The organism is Chromohalobacter canadensis (assembly GCF_029544075.1).
GTDB lineage: Bacteria > Pseudomonadota > Gammaproteobacteria > Pseudomonadales > Halomonadaceae > Chromohalobacter > Chromohalobacter canadensis_A.
In genome coordinates, this window is the sequence record NZ_JAJQJH010000004.1 from 157,609 (window position 1) to 177,629 (window position 20,021).

17 protein-coding genes are annotated in these 20,021 nt (G+C 65.1%); 13 read left to right on the forward strand and 4 right to left on the reverse strand.

Going from position 1 to position 20,021, the window contains the following annotated elements; genetic code table 11:
* Positions 1–108: 108 nt before the first annotated feature.
* Complete coding sequence (locus LUN51_RS08240; RefSeq protein ID WP_277810876.1) at positions 109–1,812, forward strand: ABC transporter permease; 1,704 nt, start codon at positions 109–111, stop codon at positions 1,810–1,812.
* Here the strand turns inward: LUN51_RS08240 and LUN51_RS08245 are convergent.
* Positions 1,786–2,907, reverse strand: coding sequence for an ABC transporter ATP-binding protein (locus LUN51_RS08245; protein ID WP_277810877.1), 1,122 nt, complete (start codon positions 2,905–2,907; stop codon positions 1,786–1,788). The genes LUN51_RS08240 and LUN51_RS08245 overlap by 27 nt on opposite strands.
* A 186-nt stretch (positions 2,908–3,093) precedes the next feature.
* Here LUN51_RS08245 and LUN51_RS08250 point away from each other — a divergent pair, with 186 nt between their 5' ends.
* Complete coding sequence (locus LUN51_RS08250; protein WP_277810878.1) at positions 3,094–4,119, forward strand: Fe(3+) ABC transporter substrate-binding protein; 1,026 nt, start codon at positions 3,094–3,096, stop codon at positions 4,117–4,119.
* A 54-nt stretch (positions 4,120–4,173) separates the two neighbouring features.
* Here the strand turns inward: LUN51_RS08250 and polA are convergent, their stop codons facing one another.
* Positions 4,174–6,945, reverse strand: a complete 2,772-nt coding sequence (polA, locus tag LUN51_RS08255; RefSeq protein ID WP_277810879.1) for a DNA polymerase I — start codon at positions 6,943–6,945, stop codon at positions 4,174–4,176.
* A gap of 180 nt (positions 6,946–7,125) precedes the next feature.
* Here polA and LUN51_RS08260 point away from each other — a divergent pair, with 180 nt between their 5' ends.
* From LUN51_RS08260 to speA, 4 genes are all read left to right on the forward strand, one after another.
* Positions 7,126–7,404 (forward strand): DUF2782 domain-containing protein, encoded by a 279-nt coding sequence (locus LUN51_RS08260; RefSeq protein WP_075367973.1) that lies wholly within the window; start codon positions 7,126–7,128, stop codon positions 7,402–7,404.
* A gap of 96 nt (positions 7,405–7,500) precedes the next feature.
* Positions 7,501–8,478 (forward strand): homoserine kinase, encoded by a 978-nt coding sequence (locus LUN51_RS08265; protein ID WP_277810880.1) that lies wholly within the window; start codon positions 7,501–7,503, stop codon positions 8,476–8,478.
* Between the two features lie 81 nt (positions 8,479–8,559).
* Positions 8,560–8,862: a hypothetical protein gene (locus tag LUN51_RS08270; RefSeq protein WP_277810881.1), complete on the forward strand. Its 303-nt coding sequence runs from the start codon at positions 8,560–8,562 to the stop codon at positions 8,860–8,862.
* A 93-nt stretch (positions 8,863–8,955) separates the two neighbouring features.
* Entirely contained in the window at positions 8,956–10,857 is a 1,902-nt protein-coding gene (gene speA, locus LUN51_RS08275) for a biosynthetic arginine decarboxylase (RefSeq protein ID WP_277810882.1), read from the forward strand.
* Positions 10,858–10,880: 23 nt separating this feature from the next.
* Here the strand turns inward: speA and LUN51_RS08280 are convergent, their stop codons facing one another.
* Entirely contained in the window at positions 10,881–11,558 is a 678-nt protein-coding gene (locus LUN51_RS08280) for a fumarylacetoacetate hydrolase family protein (protein ID WP_277810883.1), read from the reverse strand.
* Positions 11,559–11,641: 83 nt separating this feature from the next.
* Entirely contained in the window at positions 11,642–12,655 is a 1,014-nt protein-coding gene (locus tag LUN51_RS08285) for a GlxA family transcriptional regulator (protein ID WP_277810884.1), read from the reverse strand.
* A gap of 127 nt (positions 12,656–12,782) precedes the next feature.
* Between LUN51_RS08285 and tmpA the strand changes: the two genes are divergently transcribed.
* The 7 genes from tmpA (at position 12,783) to LUN51_RS08320 (ending at position 19,994) form a co-directional block, all read left to right on the forward strand.
* On the forward strand, positions 12,783–13,946 hold the full coding sequence (gene tmpA / locus LUN51_RS08290; protein WP_277810885.1) for a 2-trimethylaminoethylphosphonate dioxygenase: 1,164 nt from the start codon (positions 12,783–12,785) through the stop codon (positions 13,944–13,946).
* On the forward strand, positions 13,943–14,521 hold the full coding sequence (locus LUN51_RS08295) for an HD domain-containing protein (RefSeq protein WP_277810886.1): 579 nt from the start codon (positions 13,943–13,945) through the stop codon (positions 14,519–14,521). Before tmpA ends, LUN51_RS08295 begins: the two co-directional genes overlap by 4 nt.
* The gene (locus tag LUN51_RS08300) at positions 14,518–16,110 is read left to right on the forward strand and encodes a 5-guanidino-2-oxopentanoate decarboxylase (RefSeq protein WP_277810887.1); all 1,593 of its coding nucleotides are present in this window, start codon (positions 14,518–14,520) and stop codon (positions 16,108–16,110) included. Before LUN51_RS08295 ends, LUN51_RS08300 begins: the two co-directional genes overlap by 4 nt.
* 26 nt (positions 16,111–16,136) lie before the next feature.
* Positions 16,137–17,078 (forward strand): ABC transporter substrate-binding protein, encoded by a 942-nt coding sequence (locus LUN51_RS08305; RefSeq protein ID WP_277810888.1) that lies wholly within the window; start codon positions 16,137–16,139, stop codon positions 17,076–17,078.
* A 30-nt stretch (positions 17,079–17,108) separates the two neighbouring features.
* Positions 17,109–18,299 carry a pyridoxal phosphate-dependent aminotransferase gene (locus tag LUN51_RS08310; RefSeq protein WP_277810889.1) on the forward strand — a complete coding sequence of 397 codons (1,191 nt, stop codon included), beginning with the start codon at positions 17,109–17,111 and terminating at the stop codon, positions 18,297–18,299.
* A 62-nt stretch (positions 18,300–18,361) separates the two neighbouring features.
* Positions 18,362–19,129, forward strand: coding sequence for an ABC transporter ATP-binding protein (locus LUN51_RS08315; protein ID WP_277810890.1), 768 nt, complete (start codon positions 18,362–18,364; stop codon positions 19,127–19,129).
* 76 nt (positions 19,130–19,205) lie between these two features.
* Positions 19,206–19,994 (forward strand): transporter substrate-binding domain-containing protein, encoded by a 789-nt coding sequence (locus LUN51_RS08320; RefSeq protein ID WP_277810891.1) that lies wholly within the window; start codon positions 19,206–19,208, stop codon positions 19,992–19,994.
* Positions 19,995–20,021: the final 27 nt, after the last annotated feature.

Consider the following 20,021-nt stretch of genomic DNA (forward strand, 5'->3'; position numbering starts at 1 on the left):
CGCCTCCGCGCCCGATGGGCGATGTCGCTATACGGCGAAGATGATAGCATTCGCAGTTGCCAGCGCGTCTCACCCGCATCTCATCGCCGCCCGCCAAAGGAACGTGACATGCCACTCTTCGGTAGCCGACCGGCCTTCTTCTTCCGTTCCCGACACCGTCGGCATGTCGACCCCTGGAGCCTGGTGACGCTTGGCGTTGCACTGAGCGTGGCCCTGCCGGTCATCACGGTCCTCGTGCACGTGCTGATCCCTTCGCGGGCGATCTGGGCGCATCTCGCGGACACCGTGCTCACCGGGTACCTCACCAACACCCTCTGGCTGGCGCTGGGCGTCGGCATCGGCACGACCGTCATCGGAACCGGCACCGCCTGGCTGATCGCCATGTGCCGCTTTCCGGGCCGCCGCGTCTTCGAGTGGGCGCTGCTGTTGCCCCTGGCCGTGCCCACTTACGTCATCGCCTACGCCTATACCGACTTCCTGCAGTACGCCGGCCCCCTGCAAAGCGAACTGCGCGCGCTCTTCGGCTGGGACCACGGGGACTACGTCTTTCCCAATATCCGCTCGCTGGGCGGCGCCACGCTGCTGATCACCCTGGTGCTCTACCCCTACGTCTACCTGCTCACCCGCGCGGCATTCCTCGAACAGTCGGCCTGCGTGCTGGATGTGGGGCGCACGCTGGGGCGTGGTCCCTGGCGACTGTTCACGACGGTCGCCGTACCACTGGCGCGACCGGCGATCATCGGCGGCGTCTCTCTGGTATTGATGGAAACGCTCAACGAGTTCGGCGCGGTGCAGTACTTCGGCGTGGACACCTTCACCACGGGGATCTATCGCACCTGGTTCGGCATGGGCGAACCCGTCGCCGCCGCGCAACTGGCCGCCTGCCTGCTGGCCTTCGTGATCATCGTGGTCGCCCTGGAACGCCTCTCGCGCGGCCGCCGTCGATACTTCCACACCACCGGCCGCTATCGCCAATTGCCGGAGTTCACCCTCCGCGGCTGGCATGCCGGGGGCGCCTGCCTCGCCTGTGCCTTGCCCATCGGCATCGGCTTCGTGCTGCCCGGCGCCATTCTCGCCGACCTCGCCCTGGATACGGGCGATGACGTTCTAGGCGCCCGCTTCCTAGACTACGCCGGCAACAGCCTCATGCTCGCGGCACTCGCGGCACTGGTCGCCGTGGGTCTCGCGCTCGTGCTCAGCTATGGCGTGCGCCTGCATCCCGGCCGCACCACCCGGACGGCCACACGCATCGCCGCCATGGGCTATGCCGTACCCGGCTCGGTCGTCGCCGTGGGGATTCTGATCCCTCTCACCTGGGTCGACCGCCACCTCTATGCCTGGTTGAACGGTCAGCTCGGCATTGAGATCGGCCTGATACTGAGCGGGACGGCCTTCGTCTTGATATATGCCTATGTCGTGCGCTTTCTGGCGGTATCGTTCAATACCGTGGAAGCGAGCCTGGCCAAGGTCACCCCCGGCATGGACGCGGCATCCCGCACGCTGGGCCAGACCGCCGGCGGCACCCTCCGACGCGTTCATACCCCACTCATGAGAGGCAGCCTGTGGGCGGCCCTGCTGCTGGTCTTCGTCGATGTCATGAAGGAATTGCCCGCGACGGTGATCCTGCGCCCCTTCGATTTCGACACCCTGGCGGTGCGCGCGCACAACCTGGCCGCCGACGAGCGCCTGGCGGAGGCCGCCTCGTCATCGTTGGCCATCGTCCTGGTCGGCGTCATTCCCGTCATCCTGCTCAGTCGAGCGATTCGCCACGCGCGCCCCGGGGCCTCAGGCGGGAAACACGAAGCACTGTGAAGCATCCAGTTCCAAGGCCAGCGACGTGCCGACATCCGGCAGGAAAACGCCGGGCACCTGAGCGTGCAGATGCACCTCGCCACCCCCGCCATCGGCTGCGGCCAGGTGCAGCAGGCTGCTGCGCCCCAGGAGCTTGGCCATGACCACACGGGCCTGCCGGGGCGCAGACGTCTCCACCGCGCTGGCGGCGTGAGCGAGCGGCGTCACACGAATCGCCTCCGGGCGAATCATCACGCGCGCCCGCGCGCCCTCGGCAAGCGTCGGCGCCGCCACCGTACCCGCCGGTGTCGCCACGGCAGCGTTGCGGACGTCGCCTGACCACTCGTTGACGGCACCGAAAAACGTCACCACGAAAGGGTCCTGCGGCTGGCAGTACAACTGATAGGGCGTCCCCCACTGCACCACGCGCCCCTCGCGCATCAGGGCGATGCGATCCGCCATGAACATCGCCTCCTCGGGGTCGTGCGTCACCAGCAGCGTCCCGGCTTCTCCCTGCTTGAGCGCATGCAGGGTATCGTCGCGAATCTGTTCGCGCAGGCGCGCATCGAGACTGGAGAACGGCTCGTCCAGCAGCATCAGCTGCGGCGAGGGCGCCAGGGCGCGGGCCAGGGCCACGCGCTGCTGCTGTCCGCCCGACAACTGGTGCGGATAGCTTTCGGCGCGGGCCGCCATGCCCAGCTGATCAAGCCAGTGGCGGGCGCGGGCGCGCCGCTGTGACGCCGGCAGGCCATCCAGGCCGAAGGCGACGTTGTCCAGCACACTGAGGTGAGGAAACAGCGCCGCTTCCTGAAACGCCAGGCCGACGCTGCGCTTCTCGGGAGGCACATGACGGCCACCGGACGTACTGAGCGCCTCGCCTCCCAGGTAGAGTTCGCCATGCTGCAAACGTTCGAGACCGGCCACGAGGCGCAACACCGTTGTCTTGCCGCAGCCCGACGGCCCCAGCAGGCACACCACTTCGCCCGGCATCACCTCGAGACTGACCTCTTCCACGGCGACATGCTCGGCATAACGATGGCGCAACCGGCGCACGTCCAGACGAGGAGAAACCGACGCGGCCGTGCATGTGCGGGAGGCATTGAACGGTTGATTCATGGTCAAGGGCCCAGGGACGGCAAGCGATGAGGCGATCGGCAACCCATGGGGCTGACGCCACCGGCCACCGCATGCCGTTAAACGGTGATTAAACACAGTGAATTGACGCCACCAGCCGACTGGGCTTCAATACACTCGTTAATACGACTTATTATCATTACTAATCATACCACAAGGGGATATCGCATGCCGCAACGTCCACTCGCCTTACCGGCCACTGCCCTGATCGCCGGCGCCATCTTCGCCGGGGACGCCTTGGCCGAAGAGGTCAACATCTACTCCGCACGCCATTACGATTCCGACCAGACGCTCTACGACGCCTTTACCGAGAAAACCGGCATCGACGTCAACATACTCGAAGGGGATTCGGACCAGCTCATCGAACGGATCCGCCGCGAGGGCGCCGCCAGCCCCGCGGACATCATGCTGACCGTCGACGCGGGACGGCTCTGGCGCGCCGAACAAGCAGACGTTTTCCAGAGCATCGACTCCAACGTGCTAGACGAGCGCCTACCCGACGCCATGCGTCATCCGGAAGGCAAGTGGTTCGGCTTCAGCCAGCGCGTGCGAGCGATCTTCTACGATCCCGACGATGTCGATCCGGCGAACCTGAAGCGCTACGAAGATCTCGCCGACCCGCGTTTCGAGGGCGATATCTGCATTCGCTCGTCGAACAACATCTACAACCAGTCCCTGCTCGCCTCGATGATCGCCCACCACGGCATGGACGACGCCGAGGCCTGGGCCCAGGGCGTCGTCGACAACATGGCGCGCGATCCCGAGGGCGGCGATACCGATCAGATTCGCGGCGTGGCCAGCGGCGAATGCGATATCGCCGTCGCCAATCACTACTATTACGTGCGCTTGCTCGAATCCGATGACGCCAGTGACCGTGAGGCCGCCGAGAGCGTCGAAATCCTGCTACCCAACCAGGACGGACGCGGCGCCCATGTCAACGTCGGCGGCGCCGGCGTGGTGGCGGACGCGCCCAATCGGGACAACGCCATCCGCTTCCTGGAGTTCCTCGCTTCCGACGAGGCCCAGCGCCTGTTCGCCGCCGGCAATCACGAGTTCCCCGTCGTCGACGGCATCGGGGTCGACGGCACGCTCGCGACATGGGGCGACTTCAAGCGAGACGCACTCAATATCAACGCCCTGGGCGAACACAACCCCGAGGCCATCCGCATCTTCGATCGCGTCGGCTGGCGTTGAGACCCGCGCCGCGACCTGCCGTCACCGGGCCCCGGCATCGCCGTGGGCCCGTCCTCAATGCGCTTCGTCCCAGTTGTCGCCGGCGTTGGCTTCGACGGTCAGCGGCACGTCGAGCTTGGCGGCGTCTTCCATCCGTTGACGAACGGCGTCGGTGAAGGCGTCGACCTGGGCCTCCTTGACCTCGAAGACGAGTTCGTCGTGGACCTGCATTACCATCCAGGCGTCGAAGTCGCCCTCGCGTAGCCAGCGGTCGACGTCGATCATCGCCAGTTTGATGATATCGGCGGCGGTGCCCTGCATCGGCGCGTTGATGGCGGTGCGCTCGGCGGCTTGGCGCCGGGTGCGGTTCTGGGCATTGATCTCGGGCAGATAGAGACGACGGCCGAAAACCGTCTCGACGTAACCGTCATCGGCGGCCTGGGCACGAATGCGTTCCATGAAGCGCGCCACGCCGGGGTAACGATCGAAGTAGCGATCGATGTAGGTCTGTGCCTGATTGCGTTCGATATGCAGCTGACGCCCCAGGCCCCAAGCGCTCATGCCGTAGATCAGACCGAAGTTGATGGCCTTGGCGCTGCGCCGTTGCTCACCGCTGACGGCATCGAGCGACACGCCGAACACTTCCGCCGCAGTGGCGGTGTGGATGTCGCGCCCCTCGGCGAAAGCCTCGAGCAGCCCCTTGTCGCCGGAAAGGTGCGCCATGATGCGCAGCTCGATCTGCGAATAGTCGGCAGCGACGATGCGGTAGCCGGGGCGCGCGACGAAGGCCTGGCGGATCTTGCGGCCTTCTTCGGTACGGATGGGAATGTTCTGAAGGTTGGGGTCAGACGACGACAGACGCCCGGTGGCCGTCACGGCCTGGTGGTAGCTGGTATGCAGCCGCCGTGTAGTGGCATTGACCAACTGCGGCAGCTTGTCGGTGTAGGTCGATTTCAACTTGGCGAAGCCGCGATGTTCGATGATCACCTTGGGCAACGGATAATCCAGCGCCAGCTCTTCCAACACCGCCTCAGCAGTGCTCGGCGCGCCCTTGGGCGTCTTCTTGATCACCGGGATCTTCAATTCATCGAAGAGAATTTCGCCGAGTTGCTTGGGCGAGCCGAGATTGAACTCACGCCCGGCCAGCTCATACGCACGCGCTTCCAATTCCCGCAGACGCTTGTCTAGCGCGCGACTCTGGGTGTGCAGACGCTCGGCGTCCAACGCCACGCCGTTGCGTTCCATGTGCGAGAGCACCGGTATCAACGGCAGCTCGATCTCATCCAGCACCGCCGCCAGGCGGCCTTCGCCGTCCACGCGTGGGCGCAACTCACGGTGCAGGCGCAGGGTAATGTCGACATCTTCGCAAGCATAAGGCGCGGCTTCTTCGAGTGCGACCTGATCGAAGGTCAGTTGCTTGGCCCCCTTGCCGGCGATCTCCTCGAAAGTGATGGTCTTCTCGCCGAGGTACTTGAGTGCCAGCGAGTCCATGTCGTGACGCGTCGCCGTGGCGTTGAGCACATAGGACGCCAGCATGGTGTCCTCGAGCCGCCCTGCGACCTCGATGTCGTAACGTGCCAGCACGGAAATATCGTACTTGAGGTTCTGGCCGATCTTGGCCTTGGCGGCGTCTTCCCACAACGGCTTGAGCGCGGCCAGCACCGTGTCGCGATCGAGTTGGTCGGGCGCATCGAGATAGCTGTGCGCCACCGGGATATAAGCGGCCTCGCCGGCTTCCAGCGCCAGGCCGATGCCGACGATCTGGGCTTCCATGTAATTGAGGCTGGTGGTTTCCAGATCGAAGCAGAAGATATCCGCCTCGCTCAGGCGCGCGAGCCAGGCATCGAAGTCCTCGCGGGTGACGATGACGTGATCCGTGCGCGCAGTCGCCTCGGCAGTGCACGCCACAGGGCCCTGCGTTGCGTCCACCGCATCGCCCGAGCGCACATCGTCGACGCCCTCATCACGCCCTTCGAGCAGCTCGTTCAGCCAGTTCTTGAATTCCAGCTCGGTATAAAGCGCCTTGAGCGCCTCGCGGTCAGGGTGCGCGATATCCAGATCGTCGAGACCCACCGGTAGCTCGCAATCGGTCTTGATCGTCGCCAGTTGATAGGACAGGAAGGCCTGATCGCGATTGGCGTCGAGCTTCTTGCCCAGCGTCTTGGCGCCGCGAAAGTCCAGCGTCTTGATACGTTCGAGATCGGCGTAGAGGGTGTCCAGCCCCCCTTGCATGCCTTGCAGCAGGCCGAGTGCGGTCTTCTCGCCGACACCCGGTACGCCAGGAATGTTATCGACCTTGTCGCCCATCAACGCCAGGTAGTCGATGATCAGCGACGGCGGAATTCCGAACTTGGACTCGACACCGGCCACGTCGAGCGTCTCGCCCTTCATGGTGTTGACCAGCGTGATGTGCGCGTTGACGAGCTGCGCCATATCCTTGTCGCCGGTGGAAATCACCGCATCACGCCCCGCCTCGGTGGCATGCCGCGCCAAGGTGCCGATCACGTCATCGGCTTCGACGCCCTCGATGCACAAAAGGGGCAGGCCCAGCGCACGAATGCACTCGTGCAACGGTTCGACCTGAGGCCTCAGATCGTCGGGCATCGGCGGTCGGTGCGCCTTGTACTCGGCATAGATCTCGTCGCGGAAGGTCTTGCCCTTGGCGTCGAAGACCACCGCCATGGGGCTGTCGGGATACTGCTTGAGCAGGCTCTTGAGCATGTTGAGCACGCCCTTCACCGCGCCGGTGGGATTGCCTTTGGACGTGGTCAGCGGCGGCAAGGCGTGAAAAGCCCGATACAAGTACGACGAGCCGTCGACGAGAACGATGGGGGGCGTGTTGGCCATGGCATCAGCATCCATTGGAAATTCGCGATGCTGCCATGATACGCAAGGCATTGCGCAGCGTCAGGCGAAACCCTCTTAACATGCGCCGAACCCGCATGATGTGGGATAATGGCCTTTCATTACCTCATGGGCTCAAGGCGCAATACCCCCGTGTTTGCCCCGCCAGCCGAGGAGATCGTCATGCAGCGTCTACCTATTGTTCTTGGTCTGGGGCTCGGACTCATTATCGGCGCCAGCGCCTCGCTTGCCGTCGCGCAGCCGTCCCCGGACATCACCGTGCGCCAGGACGACAACCGCACACTCAAGGAATACCGCGTCAACGGCGAGCTCTATGCCATCGAGATCGTACCCCGGCAAGGTGCCAGCTACTTCCTGATCGACGACGACGGCGACGGCAACTTCGAGCGCCGCGATACCACTCGCGTCGAGGTGCCCGACTGGGTCACCGGCGGCGAATGATGTTGCCTGCCGCATATCAACGACCTCACGCATGGCGGTAGGACTGCCCGCGACAAGCCGCTACAATGCGCGATTGGCACCCCGGGCGAGAGACACATGGCCGTATTCACTCCTTTGACCGAGACCCAGGTCGAACGCTTTCTCAAGCGTTTCGCTATCGGCACGTTGACCACACTGGAAGGCGTGCCCAGTGGTACGGAGAACTCCACCTTCTTCGTCACAACCGACCAAGGGCGCTTCGTGCTCACCCTGTTCGAGCAGGGCGAAAGCGACGAGCTGCCTTTCTTCGTGGCGTTGCTCGACTATTTCGACGAACACCGGTTACCCGTAGCAGGCCCCGTTCACGATCGTGATGGCATCGCTCTACAAGAGCTCGCCGAGCGTCCGGCGCTGCTGTTCCCGCGCCTTCCGGGGCGTCATCCCGAATCACCGACGCTCGCCCAGTGCCGCGAACTCGGCGATGCCCTGGGGCGCATGCACAAGGTCTCGCAGCGCTTCGAAGGCCAGCGCCCCAACCCCCGTGACCTGCACTGGCTATCCAGCGCGCAGCACAAGGTCATGAGCTACCTGTCCGAGGCCGATCAGCGCTTGATGGGCGAGGAGATCGACGCTTATCAAGGCATTTTCGGCGATGCCCCATCGCTTCCCCAGGGTGCGATCCACGGCGACCTGTTTCGCGACAACACCCTCTTCGACGGCGACCGGCTGGGTGGCATCATCGACTTCTACAATGGCTGCACCGGCGATTTGCTCTTCGACCTGGCCATCGTCGTCAACGACTGGGCCAGCGCTGCCGACGGCCGTTTCGACGAAGCCCGCTACACGGCGCTCCTCGGCGCCTACCAGGCGCGCCGTCCGCTGACCGAAACCGAGCAGACGCTGTGGCCGGTGATGCTGCGCATGACGGCATTACGCTACTGGCTCTCGCGACTGCTGGTCGTCTACGTCGACCCGCCCGCGCACGACCTCACGCCCAAGGACCCCAGCCAGTACCGCCATATGCTCTTAAAGCGCCTCGAGCACGGCGCCCCGCCCTTGCCATCCGCCAATCCGGCTCCGTCACACACGCTGTAAGACTTCTTTAAGAAACGCGGCATAGGCTGGAAACGTCATCGACGGCGGAGCACGACGCTTCGCCCTGGACGGGAGCTTCCTATGCCCACCTTCACGCACGTCGTCACGACCGTACGCCCCCTTCGCATCATCTCTGCCACCCAGCATCGCTACCTGCGCTTCGGCTGCGCGTCGCTGGCCCTGGCACTCACGGCTCTGGCTTGGCAATCCCAAGGCACGATGCCCGCCCTGATACTCACCTTCGGCCTTTGCAGCGCGCTACTGGGTGACGCCATGCAGCGCACAGGCGCTTCCGAGCGCCGGGATGCCGCATTCGGTGAGGCACTCACGCATCTCGGCATGGCCAGTGCCGCCACTCTCGGTGTGCTGTTTATTCTGCGATGAACGCGCCGGCGACTCTTTGCAGCCCTGCATGCGAGCGGCATAATGCCAGCCCGTTCGTTCACTGGGCCGCGCCGGCCCGTCCAGGAGTGCGCCATGACCTCGCCCGCCGAACAGGCCCGCCGCACCTACAACATCGATCAGTGGGGCAGCGGCTACTTCGACGTCGACGACGCCGGTCATGCCGTCGTGTGCCCGCTGGGCGGCAACACCGACGGCCCCGCCCTGCCACTCAACGCCCTGGTCGACGAGTTGCGCCGCGCGGGATTGCGTCTGCCGGTGCTGGTGCGTTTCACCGACATCCTGCATGACCGCGTCGAGCAGCTGTGCGCCGCTTTCGATAACGCCATGCAGGATGAAACCTATACCGGCGGCTACACCGCCGTGTATCCCATCAAGGTCAATCAGCAACGCCGCGTAGTGGAAGAAATGCTCGCCACCCAGGCACGCGGCCATGGGCGGGTCGGCCTCGAGGCCGGCAGCAAGCCGGAACTGCTCGCGGTGCTAGCGCTCTCCGGCGACGGCCCCTCGCTGATCGTCTGCAACGGCTACAAGGACCGCGAATACGTGCGCCTGGCGCTGATGGGCGAGAAGCTCGGCCATCGCGTCTACCTGGTGGTCGAGAAGCATTCCGAACTCACCCTGATTCTCGAGGAAGCCGCGCGCCTGCAGGTCACGCCGCGCATCGGCCTACGCGCACGGCTAGCCTCGGTGGGCAAGGGCAAGTGGCAGAACTCGGGCGGCGAGAAGTCCAAATTCGGGCTCACCGCCAGCCAGATCCTCGACGTGGTCGAACGCCTGCGCAATGCCGATGCGCTGGCCAGCCTGCAGCTGGTGCATTTCCATCTCGGCTCGCAGATCGCCAACATCCGCGACATCCAGCGCGGCCTGCGTGAATGCGCCCGCGTCTATCAAAGCCTGCGCGCCCTGGGCGCCCCGGTGGATACCGTCGATGTCGGCGGTGGCCTGGGCATCGACTACGAAGGCACCCGTTCGCGGAGTTTCTGCTCGATCAACTATTCGATGCATGAATATGCCAGCAACGTGGTGTGGGCCTTCCGTCAGGTCTGCGACGCTGAAGGCTTACCGCATCCGCATCTGATTTCCGAATCGGGGCGCGCCCTGACCGCACATCACGCGGTGCTGATTACCAACGTCATCGGCGAGGAACGCTTGAGCGAGGAAGCGCCCACGCAACGCCTCGGCGGCGATGCCGAGCTCGACGAATTGTGGCGCGTGCACGCCAAGCTGGACACCACGCAGGAACCGCGCGGTCTCGCCGAAGCCTATCATGACCTGGTGCAGGCCATCGGCGAACTGCAGGACCGCTTCGTGCTGGGCCTGGCGAGCCTCGATGCGCGTGCCGAGGGCGAGACGGTCTACTTCGCTGCCTGCCGGCGCCTGAGCGCACAGCTCGACCCACGCAACCGCGCCCATCGCGAAATCGCCGATGAACTCGCCGAGAAGCTCGCCGACAAGTTGTTCGTCAACTTCTCGCTGTTCCAGTCGGTGCCCGATGTGTGGGGCATCGACCAGGTATTCCCGGTGCTGCCGCTCACCGGGCTCGACCGCCCGCCCACGCGGCGTGGCGTGATCCAGGACATCACCTGCGATAGCGACGGGCGCATCGACTGCTATGTCGACGGTCAGGGGCTGGAAGCGACGCTCCCGCTACCCGAATGGCAGGACGGCGAGGACAAGCTGCTGGGGCTATTTCTGGTCGGCGCCTATCAGGAAATCCTCGGCGATCTGCACAACCTGTTCGGCGACACCGACGCCGTGGACGCCACGCTGGACGCTAACGGCCAATGGCGACTCAGCAATCACCAGCAGGGCGATACCGTCGCCGACGTGCTGCGTTACGTGAACTTCGACGCCGACGAACTCAGCCAGCGCCTATCGCGCCAGCTCCAGGACAGCGCACTGAGCGATGCCCAGCGCGACGACTTCATGCGCGATCTCGCCGCTGGCCTGGAAGGTTACACCTATCTGGAGTGAGCGGATGTGACACCGTTCGCCTTTCAGCGCGTCTGCGTGGATGCCTCCAGCCCAAACGAGCTACTCAGCGACAGCTGGGCATTGCGGGGTAACGGCCCCACGCCGGCCGGCGTGCCGGTGAGCACCACATCGCCGGGCTGTAGCGTGAAATGTTGCGACATCTCGGCCAATAGCTCAGGAATGGCGAACAGCATGTCGCGCGTCTCGCCGGTTTGACGGCGCTCGCCGTCGATATCCAGCGTGAAGCGCAACGTCGCCCAATCGGGCACCTCATCCAACGCCACGAACGTCGACAGCGGGCAAGCGCCGTCGAATGCCTTGGCAACTTCCCACGGATGCCCCTTTTCCTTCAATTGCGACTGCACGTCGCGCAGCGTCAAATCAAGCGCCAGCCCGAGGCCTGCGACCGCTTGCTGCGCGGATTCAGCACTCGCCGCACTCAGACGCTTGCCGATCAGTAGCGCCAGCTCGGTTTCGAAATGCACCTCGCCACGCGTGAATTGCTCGGCGATGTCGTGTGCCATGGGCACCGCGCTGGTGGCAGGCTTGATGAACAACAGCGGTGCGCTGGGCACCGGGTTATCGAGTTCGCGAGCGTGCTCGGCGTAGTTGCGCCCCACGCAGACGATCTTGCCCAGCATATGGGGAAAGACACCGCCATCGGCCAGACGGGTCACGAACGGTTGGGCCGGGGTGGGCATGCAGACTCCTTGGCAATCAAAAAAGCGCCGTGGCGCGAAGATTCGAGTCTAACGCGACCGCCGGCGCTTCACACGGTGCCTCTCTACACGGTACCTCTCTCAGCCGTCGCGCTGGGCCGCTCACCGAAACGTGCCTGGTAGACGCGTGAGAAGTGTGCCAAATGCACGAAACCGCTGGTCAGAGCGGCCTCGGTCACCCGGCAACGACTATCGGCAAGCAGACGGCGTGCATAGTCGAGGCGCATGCCCAGGTAGCACTGCTTGGGGGTTTCTCCGAAATGTGCCATGAACAGGCGCGTCAACTGACGCTGGGACTGGCCGATCAGGCGACATATCTCGGGGATCGACAAGACCTGGTCGAGGTGGGTTTCCATCACCGCCAGCGCGCGGACCACGCTGCGCGGCAAATCCTCCAAGGTACGCGCCGCGCCGGCCTTCCAGGCCTCCTCCTCGGAAACGCGCTGGTGCACCAGTTGACGTCCTACGGCATTGGCCAGCGCCGGTCCGTAATCGTGTTCGATCCATTGCAGCATCATGTCGATGCCCGCCGAGCCGCCAGAGCCGGTCAAGCGCTGCCCGGCGAATTCGAAGCGCGCTTCGCTGACGCTAATATGCGGAAACTCCGCACGGAAGGCCGGTACGCTCTCCCAATGCAGCGCCACGCGATGCTGGTCGAGCAAGCCCGCCCGGGCGAGAATGAAAGGCCCGGTATCGAGCCCGCCGACACGCCCACCATGCGCCGCAACGTGCCGCAGCACCGCGCGCTCGGCGCCGGTCACGCTGACTTCTGCCTCGTACGAGGAGATCACCATCAGCAAATCGCCGAGGGCGTGCTCTGCCAGAGCACCCTCGACCTCGATGCGCACACCGTTGCTGGCCACGACCGCTTCGCCATCCGCCGAGAGCAACCGCCAAGCGAACAGCTCGCGACCAAAGCGGTTGGCCACGCGTAACGGCTCGAGCAGGCAAAAAAGCGTCAGCATCGAGAAGTTGGGTACCAGCCAGACGTTCACGGTATGCGCCGCGTCGCCGGGCTTGGGAACCGGGGGTTGCTCGGGACGGGGATAGGGCCAATCGGTTCGGGTATGCTCGCTCATGGCTAAAAGCGTCTATTAAATGGCGAATTAGTGCAAATCTCGTTCGATCAATCCGCCTAGGGTAGGGAAACGCCTTGGCACATACGCCGGGCAGTCGACCCCATGCCAGCAGTGGAGAGCATCGTTCATGTCCATTTCCGCCGACGTCGAACTCCAGGACGCAGGGCGCCGTCTCATTCTGCACGCCGCCGGCCAGCGGCATGAATTCGCCGCCCTCTGGCTACGTGAGCGAGCGCCGGACGCGACCACGCTCGATACCCGCACCGGGCAGCGCTTGATCGAGGCCTCCCAACTGCCACTGACATTGCACGTCGAATCGGCGAGTTTCGACGCGCAGACCCTGCACGTGTGCTTCAGCGATGGTCACGTTACCGCCTACGCGCTAGATGAATTGCTCGACGACGCAGCGCCCGACAATGCCGACATCGCGTCCGGGCTCAGCTTATGGGACGCCGAGCTCGAAACGTTGCCTCAAGCCACCTTCGACGCGGCGCTCGAGGACGACGGCGCCCTGCTGGCGATGCTCGAAGACTTGCACCGCTACGGCTTCGTCAAGGTCAGCGGCGTGCCCTGCGAGGAGGACGGCATGCAGCCGTTGATCGACCGCATCGGCCCGCTGCGCCGCACCAACTGGGGTGGCATCGCCGACGTCAAATCGGTGGCCAACGCATACGATCTGACCATGACGCAACGCGGGCTCGAGCCGCACACCGACAATCCCTATCGTGATCCGATTCCCGGCTACATCTGGCTGCATTGTCTGAGCAACGCCGCCGCCGGGGGCGACAGCACGCTCACCGACGGCTTCATGGCGGCGCAGCGTCTCAAGGCCGAAGCGCCCGAAGATTTCGACTGCCTGGCGCGTCTCTCGACGCAGTTTCGCTATACCGACGCCACCACCGACCTGGAAAGCGAAGGTCCGCTGATCGAACTCGATAGCCAAGGGCGACTGGCGCGCGTGCGCTACTCCAACCGCACCGAACGCATCGCGGCCCACGACGCGGCGCTGCTTGAGCGTTACTACGCCGCGCGTCAACGCTTCTATCGCTTGATCACCGACGAGGCGCTGACCGTGCATCTCAAGCTCGGTCCAGGCGACATGCTGATCATGGACAACTATCGGCTGCTGCACGGCCGCACCGCGTACCAGCTCGAGGGGGGCGTGCGTCACCTGCGTCAGGGCTATGTCGACCGCGACAGCACCGCCAGTCGGCGACGCGTTCTCGGCGCCCAGCTCGCCGAGAACGCGCAGCACGGCGCATCGCATACCGCTCAAGGAGTCACCCCATGAATCAGGCGACCTTCACTCGTTTCGATGAAAGCACGCAAGACGACTGGGCATTGATCGACGCGCATTTTCAGCGCTACCAGAACGATGCCAGCCGACGCGTGCTCGAACACCTGTTGCGCCTCAAGGGGGATACCCACGGCTACCCCGTCGACCGCTACGAGCATTGCCTGCAAACCGCCACCCGCGCGCTGGAGGCCGGTGCCGACGAGGAAACCGTGGTCTGCGCCCTGCTCCATGACATCGGCGATGACCTGGCCCCCGCCAATCATGCGGAAATTGCCGCGGCGATTCTCGAACCGTTCATCGACCCGCTCAATGTGTGGATGATTCGTCATCACGAGCTGTTTCAGGGCTACCACTACCGCGCCTTCTATGGCTTGGATCCTCACGCTCGCGAGGCCTATCGCGATCATCCCGCCTACGCGCGCACCGTGCGCTTCTGCGATGAGTGGGACCAGTGTGCCTTCGACCCCAACTACCCCACCCGCCCCCTCGAGGATTTCATGCCCATGGTCGAGCGTGTCATGTCACGTCCGCCGTTTGGCGAAACTCCCAGTGTCGAGGGCTCGGTATGAGCAATTGCGCCCAACGCTTGCTCGACCTGCTCGTCGCTCATGGTATCGAGACCGTCTTCGGCATCCCCGGCGTGCATACCGTCGAGCTTTATCGCGGCCTGCCCGACAGCGGCCTCAAGCACGTGACGCCGCGCCACGAGCAAGGGGCCGGTTTCATGGCCGACGGTTACGCTCGCGCTACCGGCAAGCCGGCCGCCTGCTTCATCATCAGCGGCCCGGGCATGACCAACATCGCCACCGCCATGGGCCAGGCGCTCGCCGATTCGGTCCCCATGCTGGTGATTTCCAGCGTCAATCGGCGCGACACCCTAGGTCGTGGCCAGGGCCGCCTGCACGAACTGCCCGATCAGCAACACACCCTGTCGGGGGTCAGCGTGTTCAGCCATACCCTGCAGACGCCCGAGGCCCTGCCCGAGGTGCTGGGACGCGCCTTTGCCGTTTTCAAGAGCGCCCGCCCCGGCCCCGTGCACATCGAAATCCCGCTCGACGTGATGGCCTTGCCCGCGCCCGAGACCCGGCCGCGCATCGCCGAGGTCTTTCCGCCGACGGCTCCCGATGCCGCACTGGCCTGGGCCGCCGACTGGCTCGCCGACGCCGAACGTCCTCTGGTGCTGCTGGGGGGCGGCTGCGTCGCTGCCGGCGACGCGGTACGCACCCTGGTCGAACGCCTCGACGCTCCCGCCATGACCACCATCAACGCCAAGGGCGTGCTGGGATGCGATCACCCGCTCGACCTCGGCGCCTGCGCGAGCCTCCCCGCCGGCCGCGAACTCGCCCGCCACGCCGATGTGGTGCTGGCGCTGGGCACCGAACTCGGTGAGACTGACTACGACCTGACCTTCGATGGTGGCTTTCGGCTCGATGGCCGGCTGATCCGCGTGGACATCGATGCCCAGCAGCTGGCGCGCAACCACGCCACCGACCTCGCCCTGCTGGCCGACGTCGGAGAAGTGGCCCTGGGATTGCTCGAACGCCTGCCCCATCAGGCCACGCGCGAGGGCGCCGCCCGCGTCGCCGACACCCGGGCGGCGCTGGCACTGCGTGACGCCGAGGATGTCGCGCCCTACGCCGCCTTCCTCGACACCCTGCGCGAGGCGTTGCCCAACGCCACCATCGTCGGCGATTCCACCGGCCCGGTGTATGCCGGTAATTTCATCGCCGAGATGCCCGCACCACGCCGTTGGTTCAATTCCGCCACCGGCTACGGCACGCTCGGCTACGGCCTGCCCGCTGCACTAGGCGCGGCCCTGGGCGTGCCCGAGCGACCGGTGATCGCGCTGGTCGGAGACGGCGGGCTGATGTTCACCCTCGGCGAACTTGCCACCGCGCGCGATAGCGGCGTTCCCCTGGCGATCGTGATCTGGAATAACGCCGGCTATGGCGAGATTCGTCGTTACATGGACGCCCAGGACGTTCCGCGTCTCGGCGTCGACCTGCCCGCACCGGACTTCGTGACACTGGCCAAGTCGCTCGACTGTTACGGCGTGCGGGTCTCGACGCCCGCCGCGCTGCACCAGGCGCTGCAGGCCTCGCGCCAGGCACCGGGCCCCACTCTGATCGACGTCGAGGCCCACCAATGGTCCGCTTGAATTCATCGTATTTACCAGGAGAGATCATGCGACGCACCACCACGCGGCTGATGGCCGCCCTTGCCCTGCTGCCTTTGGTAGCTCACGCCAATGCCGCTACCGACGAGGCCACTCAGGTCTCCTTCGTCGCTCCGCCGTGGCCCGGCGTCACGGTCAAGACCGAAATCATGGCGCAGATCCTAGCCCCGCTAGGCTATACCAACGAGCGCCAGGAGCTCAGCAGCACGGTGGGCTACAAGACCTTGCAAACCGGCGACAGCGACGTTTTTCTCGCCGGCTGGCTCCCCGCCCAGCAGGAAAGCTTCGACGCCGCGATGGACGACGGCAGCATCGTCGACCTGGGCAACAACGTCACCGGCGCGCGCATGGGCTTCGCGGTCCCCGGCTACGTGTATGAGGCCGGCGTGACCAGCGCCGAGCAGCTCGACGACCCCGAGAATCGCGAACGTTTCGAGGGCCGCTACTATTCCATCGAGTCGGGCTCGACGGTCAGCGACTTCATCAACGACGCCAAACGCAACGACACCTACGGCCTGGGCGACTGGGAATTGCTGGAGTCCTCGACACCAGGAATGCTCAGCGCCGTGCGCAGCGCCTACGACGAGAAGCGCTGGGTCGCCTTCTACGGCTGGACGCCGCACTGGATGGTGCCGGAATTCGACATGCATATCCTCGACGATCCCGCAGGCATCTATGGCGAGAACCAGGGCCGCAGCGACGTGCGCACCATCGTCGCCAAGCCCTTCAGCGAGGCCAACCCCAACCTCATGCGGCTGCTCGACCAATTCGTGCTGACCGCCGAGCAACAAAGCGATTTCATTCGCGAATACGGCCTGGAAGAGCGCGAGCTCAAGACGGTGGCCCACGAGTGGCTGCAAAACCATCCTGACGAGTTGGCCGAGTTCCTCGAAGGCGTCACCACGCGTGCCGGCGAACCGGGCCTGGAAGCGGTCAAGGCTAGCCTATAACCGTACCGACGACGCTAACGAGGAAGCTGCATGCACTATTCCCGACTGACCCAGCGCATCGCCGGCGAAGGTGCCGCCGCTTGGGACATCCACTACCGCGCCCTGGCGCGTCAGGCCGAGGGCGATGACGTGATCATCCTCTCGGTGGGCGATCCGGATTTCGCCACGCCGACGCCGATCGTCGATAGCGCGGTCGATAGCTTGCGCGCCGGCGCCACGCACTATGCCGATGTACAGGGCAAGGCGCGGCTACGTGAGTTGATCGCGCACCAGCACCGCCAAACCGGCGGCGCGCCGGAGACACAGGCCGATAATGTCGCGGTCATGGCCGGCGCGCAGTGCGGCCTGTATGCGGTGGCTCAATGCGTGCTCGATCCCGGCGACGAAGTGATCGTGCCCGAGCCGATGTACGTGACCTACGAAGCGGCGCTGCAAGCCGCGGGGGCGACCCTGGTGCGCGTGCCATTGCGTGCAGCGAACGACTTTCAGCCCGATCCCGAGGAGTTTGCCGCCGCGGTCACGCCGCGCACCCGAGCGCTGCTGCTCAACAGCCCGCACAACCCCACCGGCCAGGTGCTGAGTCGCGACCACTGGGCGGCGCTGGCCGCGTTATGCCGCGAGCACGACCTGTGGCTGCTCTCCGACGAGGTCTATGCCGAGTTGATCCACGATGGCGAACATCTCTCGCCGGATAGCCTCCCCGGCATGCGTGAGCGCACCGCCATCGTCAGCAGCCTGTCCAAATCGCATGCCATGACCGGCTGGCGTCTGGGCTGGGTGATCGGGCCAGCGCCCTTGATCCAGCACCTGACCCACCTGGCGCTGTGCATGCTCTACGGCAGCCCCGACTTCATCCAGGATGCCGCCTGCGAGGCCCTGGCCCACCCGCCTGCAGCGCTCGACGAGATGCGTCGCACCTACCGTACGCGCCGTGACAGCGTGCTTGAGGCCCTCGTCGACGACGATACCGTCGAGGCGCTGCGCCCCGCGGCCGGCATGTTCATGATGGTCGACATTCGCCGCACCGGGCTGTCGGCACAGGCCTTTGCCGACCGCTTGCTCGATACCCAGGGCGTCTCGGTACTCGCGGGGGATGCCTTCGGCCCGTCGGCATCCGGCTTCGTGCGCTTGAGCTTGACGGTGGACGCCGAACGCCTGCGCGAGGCCTGTCGGCGCCTGGCGCGCTGCGCCGCCGAGTGCCGCACGACGGCCGAGGCATGACCGCACGCGCGGCCCGGTGACGACACCCGGGCCGCCATCTTTCCACTCACTGCAGGAGGGGTATGGCTAATCACAATAACCTGGCCATCGAGGCCCGCCACCTGGTCAAGCGCTACGCCGAGCTAGAGGTCATCAAGGACGTCTCGCTCGACGTGCGCGAGGGCCACGTGGCCTCGATCATCGGCTCCAGCGGCTCCGGCAAGAGTACCTTGCTGCGCTGCATGAACCTTCTCGAAACCCCCGACAGCGGCGATCTGACCATTGCCAGCGAGTCGCTGGCCTTCTCGCACGCTCGCCGCCACCGGCCCGACCGGCGCCAACTGCAGCGCCTGCGCATGCAGGTCAGCATGGTCTTTCAGCAATTCAATCTATGGCCACATTTGAGCGTGCTCGGCAACGTCATCGAGGCCCCCATGCGCGTGCGCGGCTTGAACAAGCGCGAGGCCACGTCACTCGGTGAGCATTACCTGGCGCGGGTCGGCATGAGCGACAAGCGCGATCAGTATCCCGCCTATCTCTCCGGTGGGCAGCAACAGCGTGTAGCCATCGCCCGGGCCCTGGCCATGGAGCCACGTGTGCTGCTGTTCGACGAACCCACCTCGGCACTCGACCCGGAGCTCGTCGGCGATGTGCTCGCGGTCATACAAAGCCTCGCCGAGGAAGGCCGCACCATGCTGTTGGTCACGCACGAGATGGGCTTCGCGCGCGACGTCTCGCACCAGGTGGCGTTCTTGCACCAAGGCTGCGTCGAGGAAATCGGCACGCCGCATCATGTCTTCAAGAACGCGACCAGCGAACGCTGCCGCCAGTTCGTCTCGAGCGTGGCCTGAGCCTTTCACGTGGCGCCACCCAAGGTGCCATATCACCCCGGGCCGCACCGGCCCGATACAACAACGATGGGGAACCATGATGATCAAGCAACTGAAAGCGACCTTGATGCAGGCCACGGGCATTGTCTTGCTGGCCCTGGGTGCCACCTCGGCGATGGCGGACGAACCGCTCAAGATCGGCATCTCCGCGGAGCCCTACCCGCCGTTCACCTACAAGGATGCCGACGGTAGCTGGACCGGCTTCGAAGTCGAACTGGGCCAGGAAATCTGCGCGCAGATGGACGCCGCCTGTGAAATCACCCCGACGGGCTGGAGCGGGATCTTCCCTGCCCTCAACAGCGGCAAGATCGACATGATCATGAATTCGCTGTCGATCACCGAGAAGCGCAAGCGGGTCATCGCCTTCAGCGATCCGTACTACTTCACGCCCTCGGCGTACGTCACCGCCAAGGCCAACGACATGCAAATCCCCGAGGATCTGGACGGCAAGATCCTAGGGGTTCAGGGGTCGACCACCAATGCCACCTTCGCACGCCGCTCGCTGGCCGACACTGGGGTCGAGCTCAACGTCTACGATCAGCAGGAACAAGCCAACCGCGACCTGCTCGCCGGACGCGTCGATGCCATCCTTGCCGACGAGATCGCGATGACGGAATTCGTCGAGCGCGACTCAGCGCAGGACTTCGAGATCCGCGCCATCGCGCCGCGTGACGATGCCTTCGGCGACGGTGTGGGCATCGGTCTGCGCCAGGAAGACGACGCCCTGCGCGACAAGCTCAACGCCGCGATCGCCAGCGTGCTCGACAACGGCCGCTGCGCCGAGCTCTCCCAGCAGTACTTCGGTACCGATATCTGCGGCGGTTGATCCGCCTCGTGATCCTCCGGCCGGGTC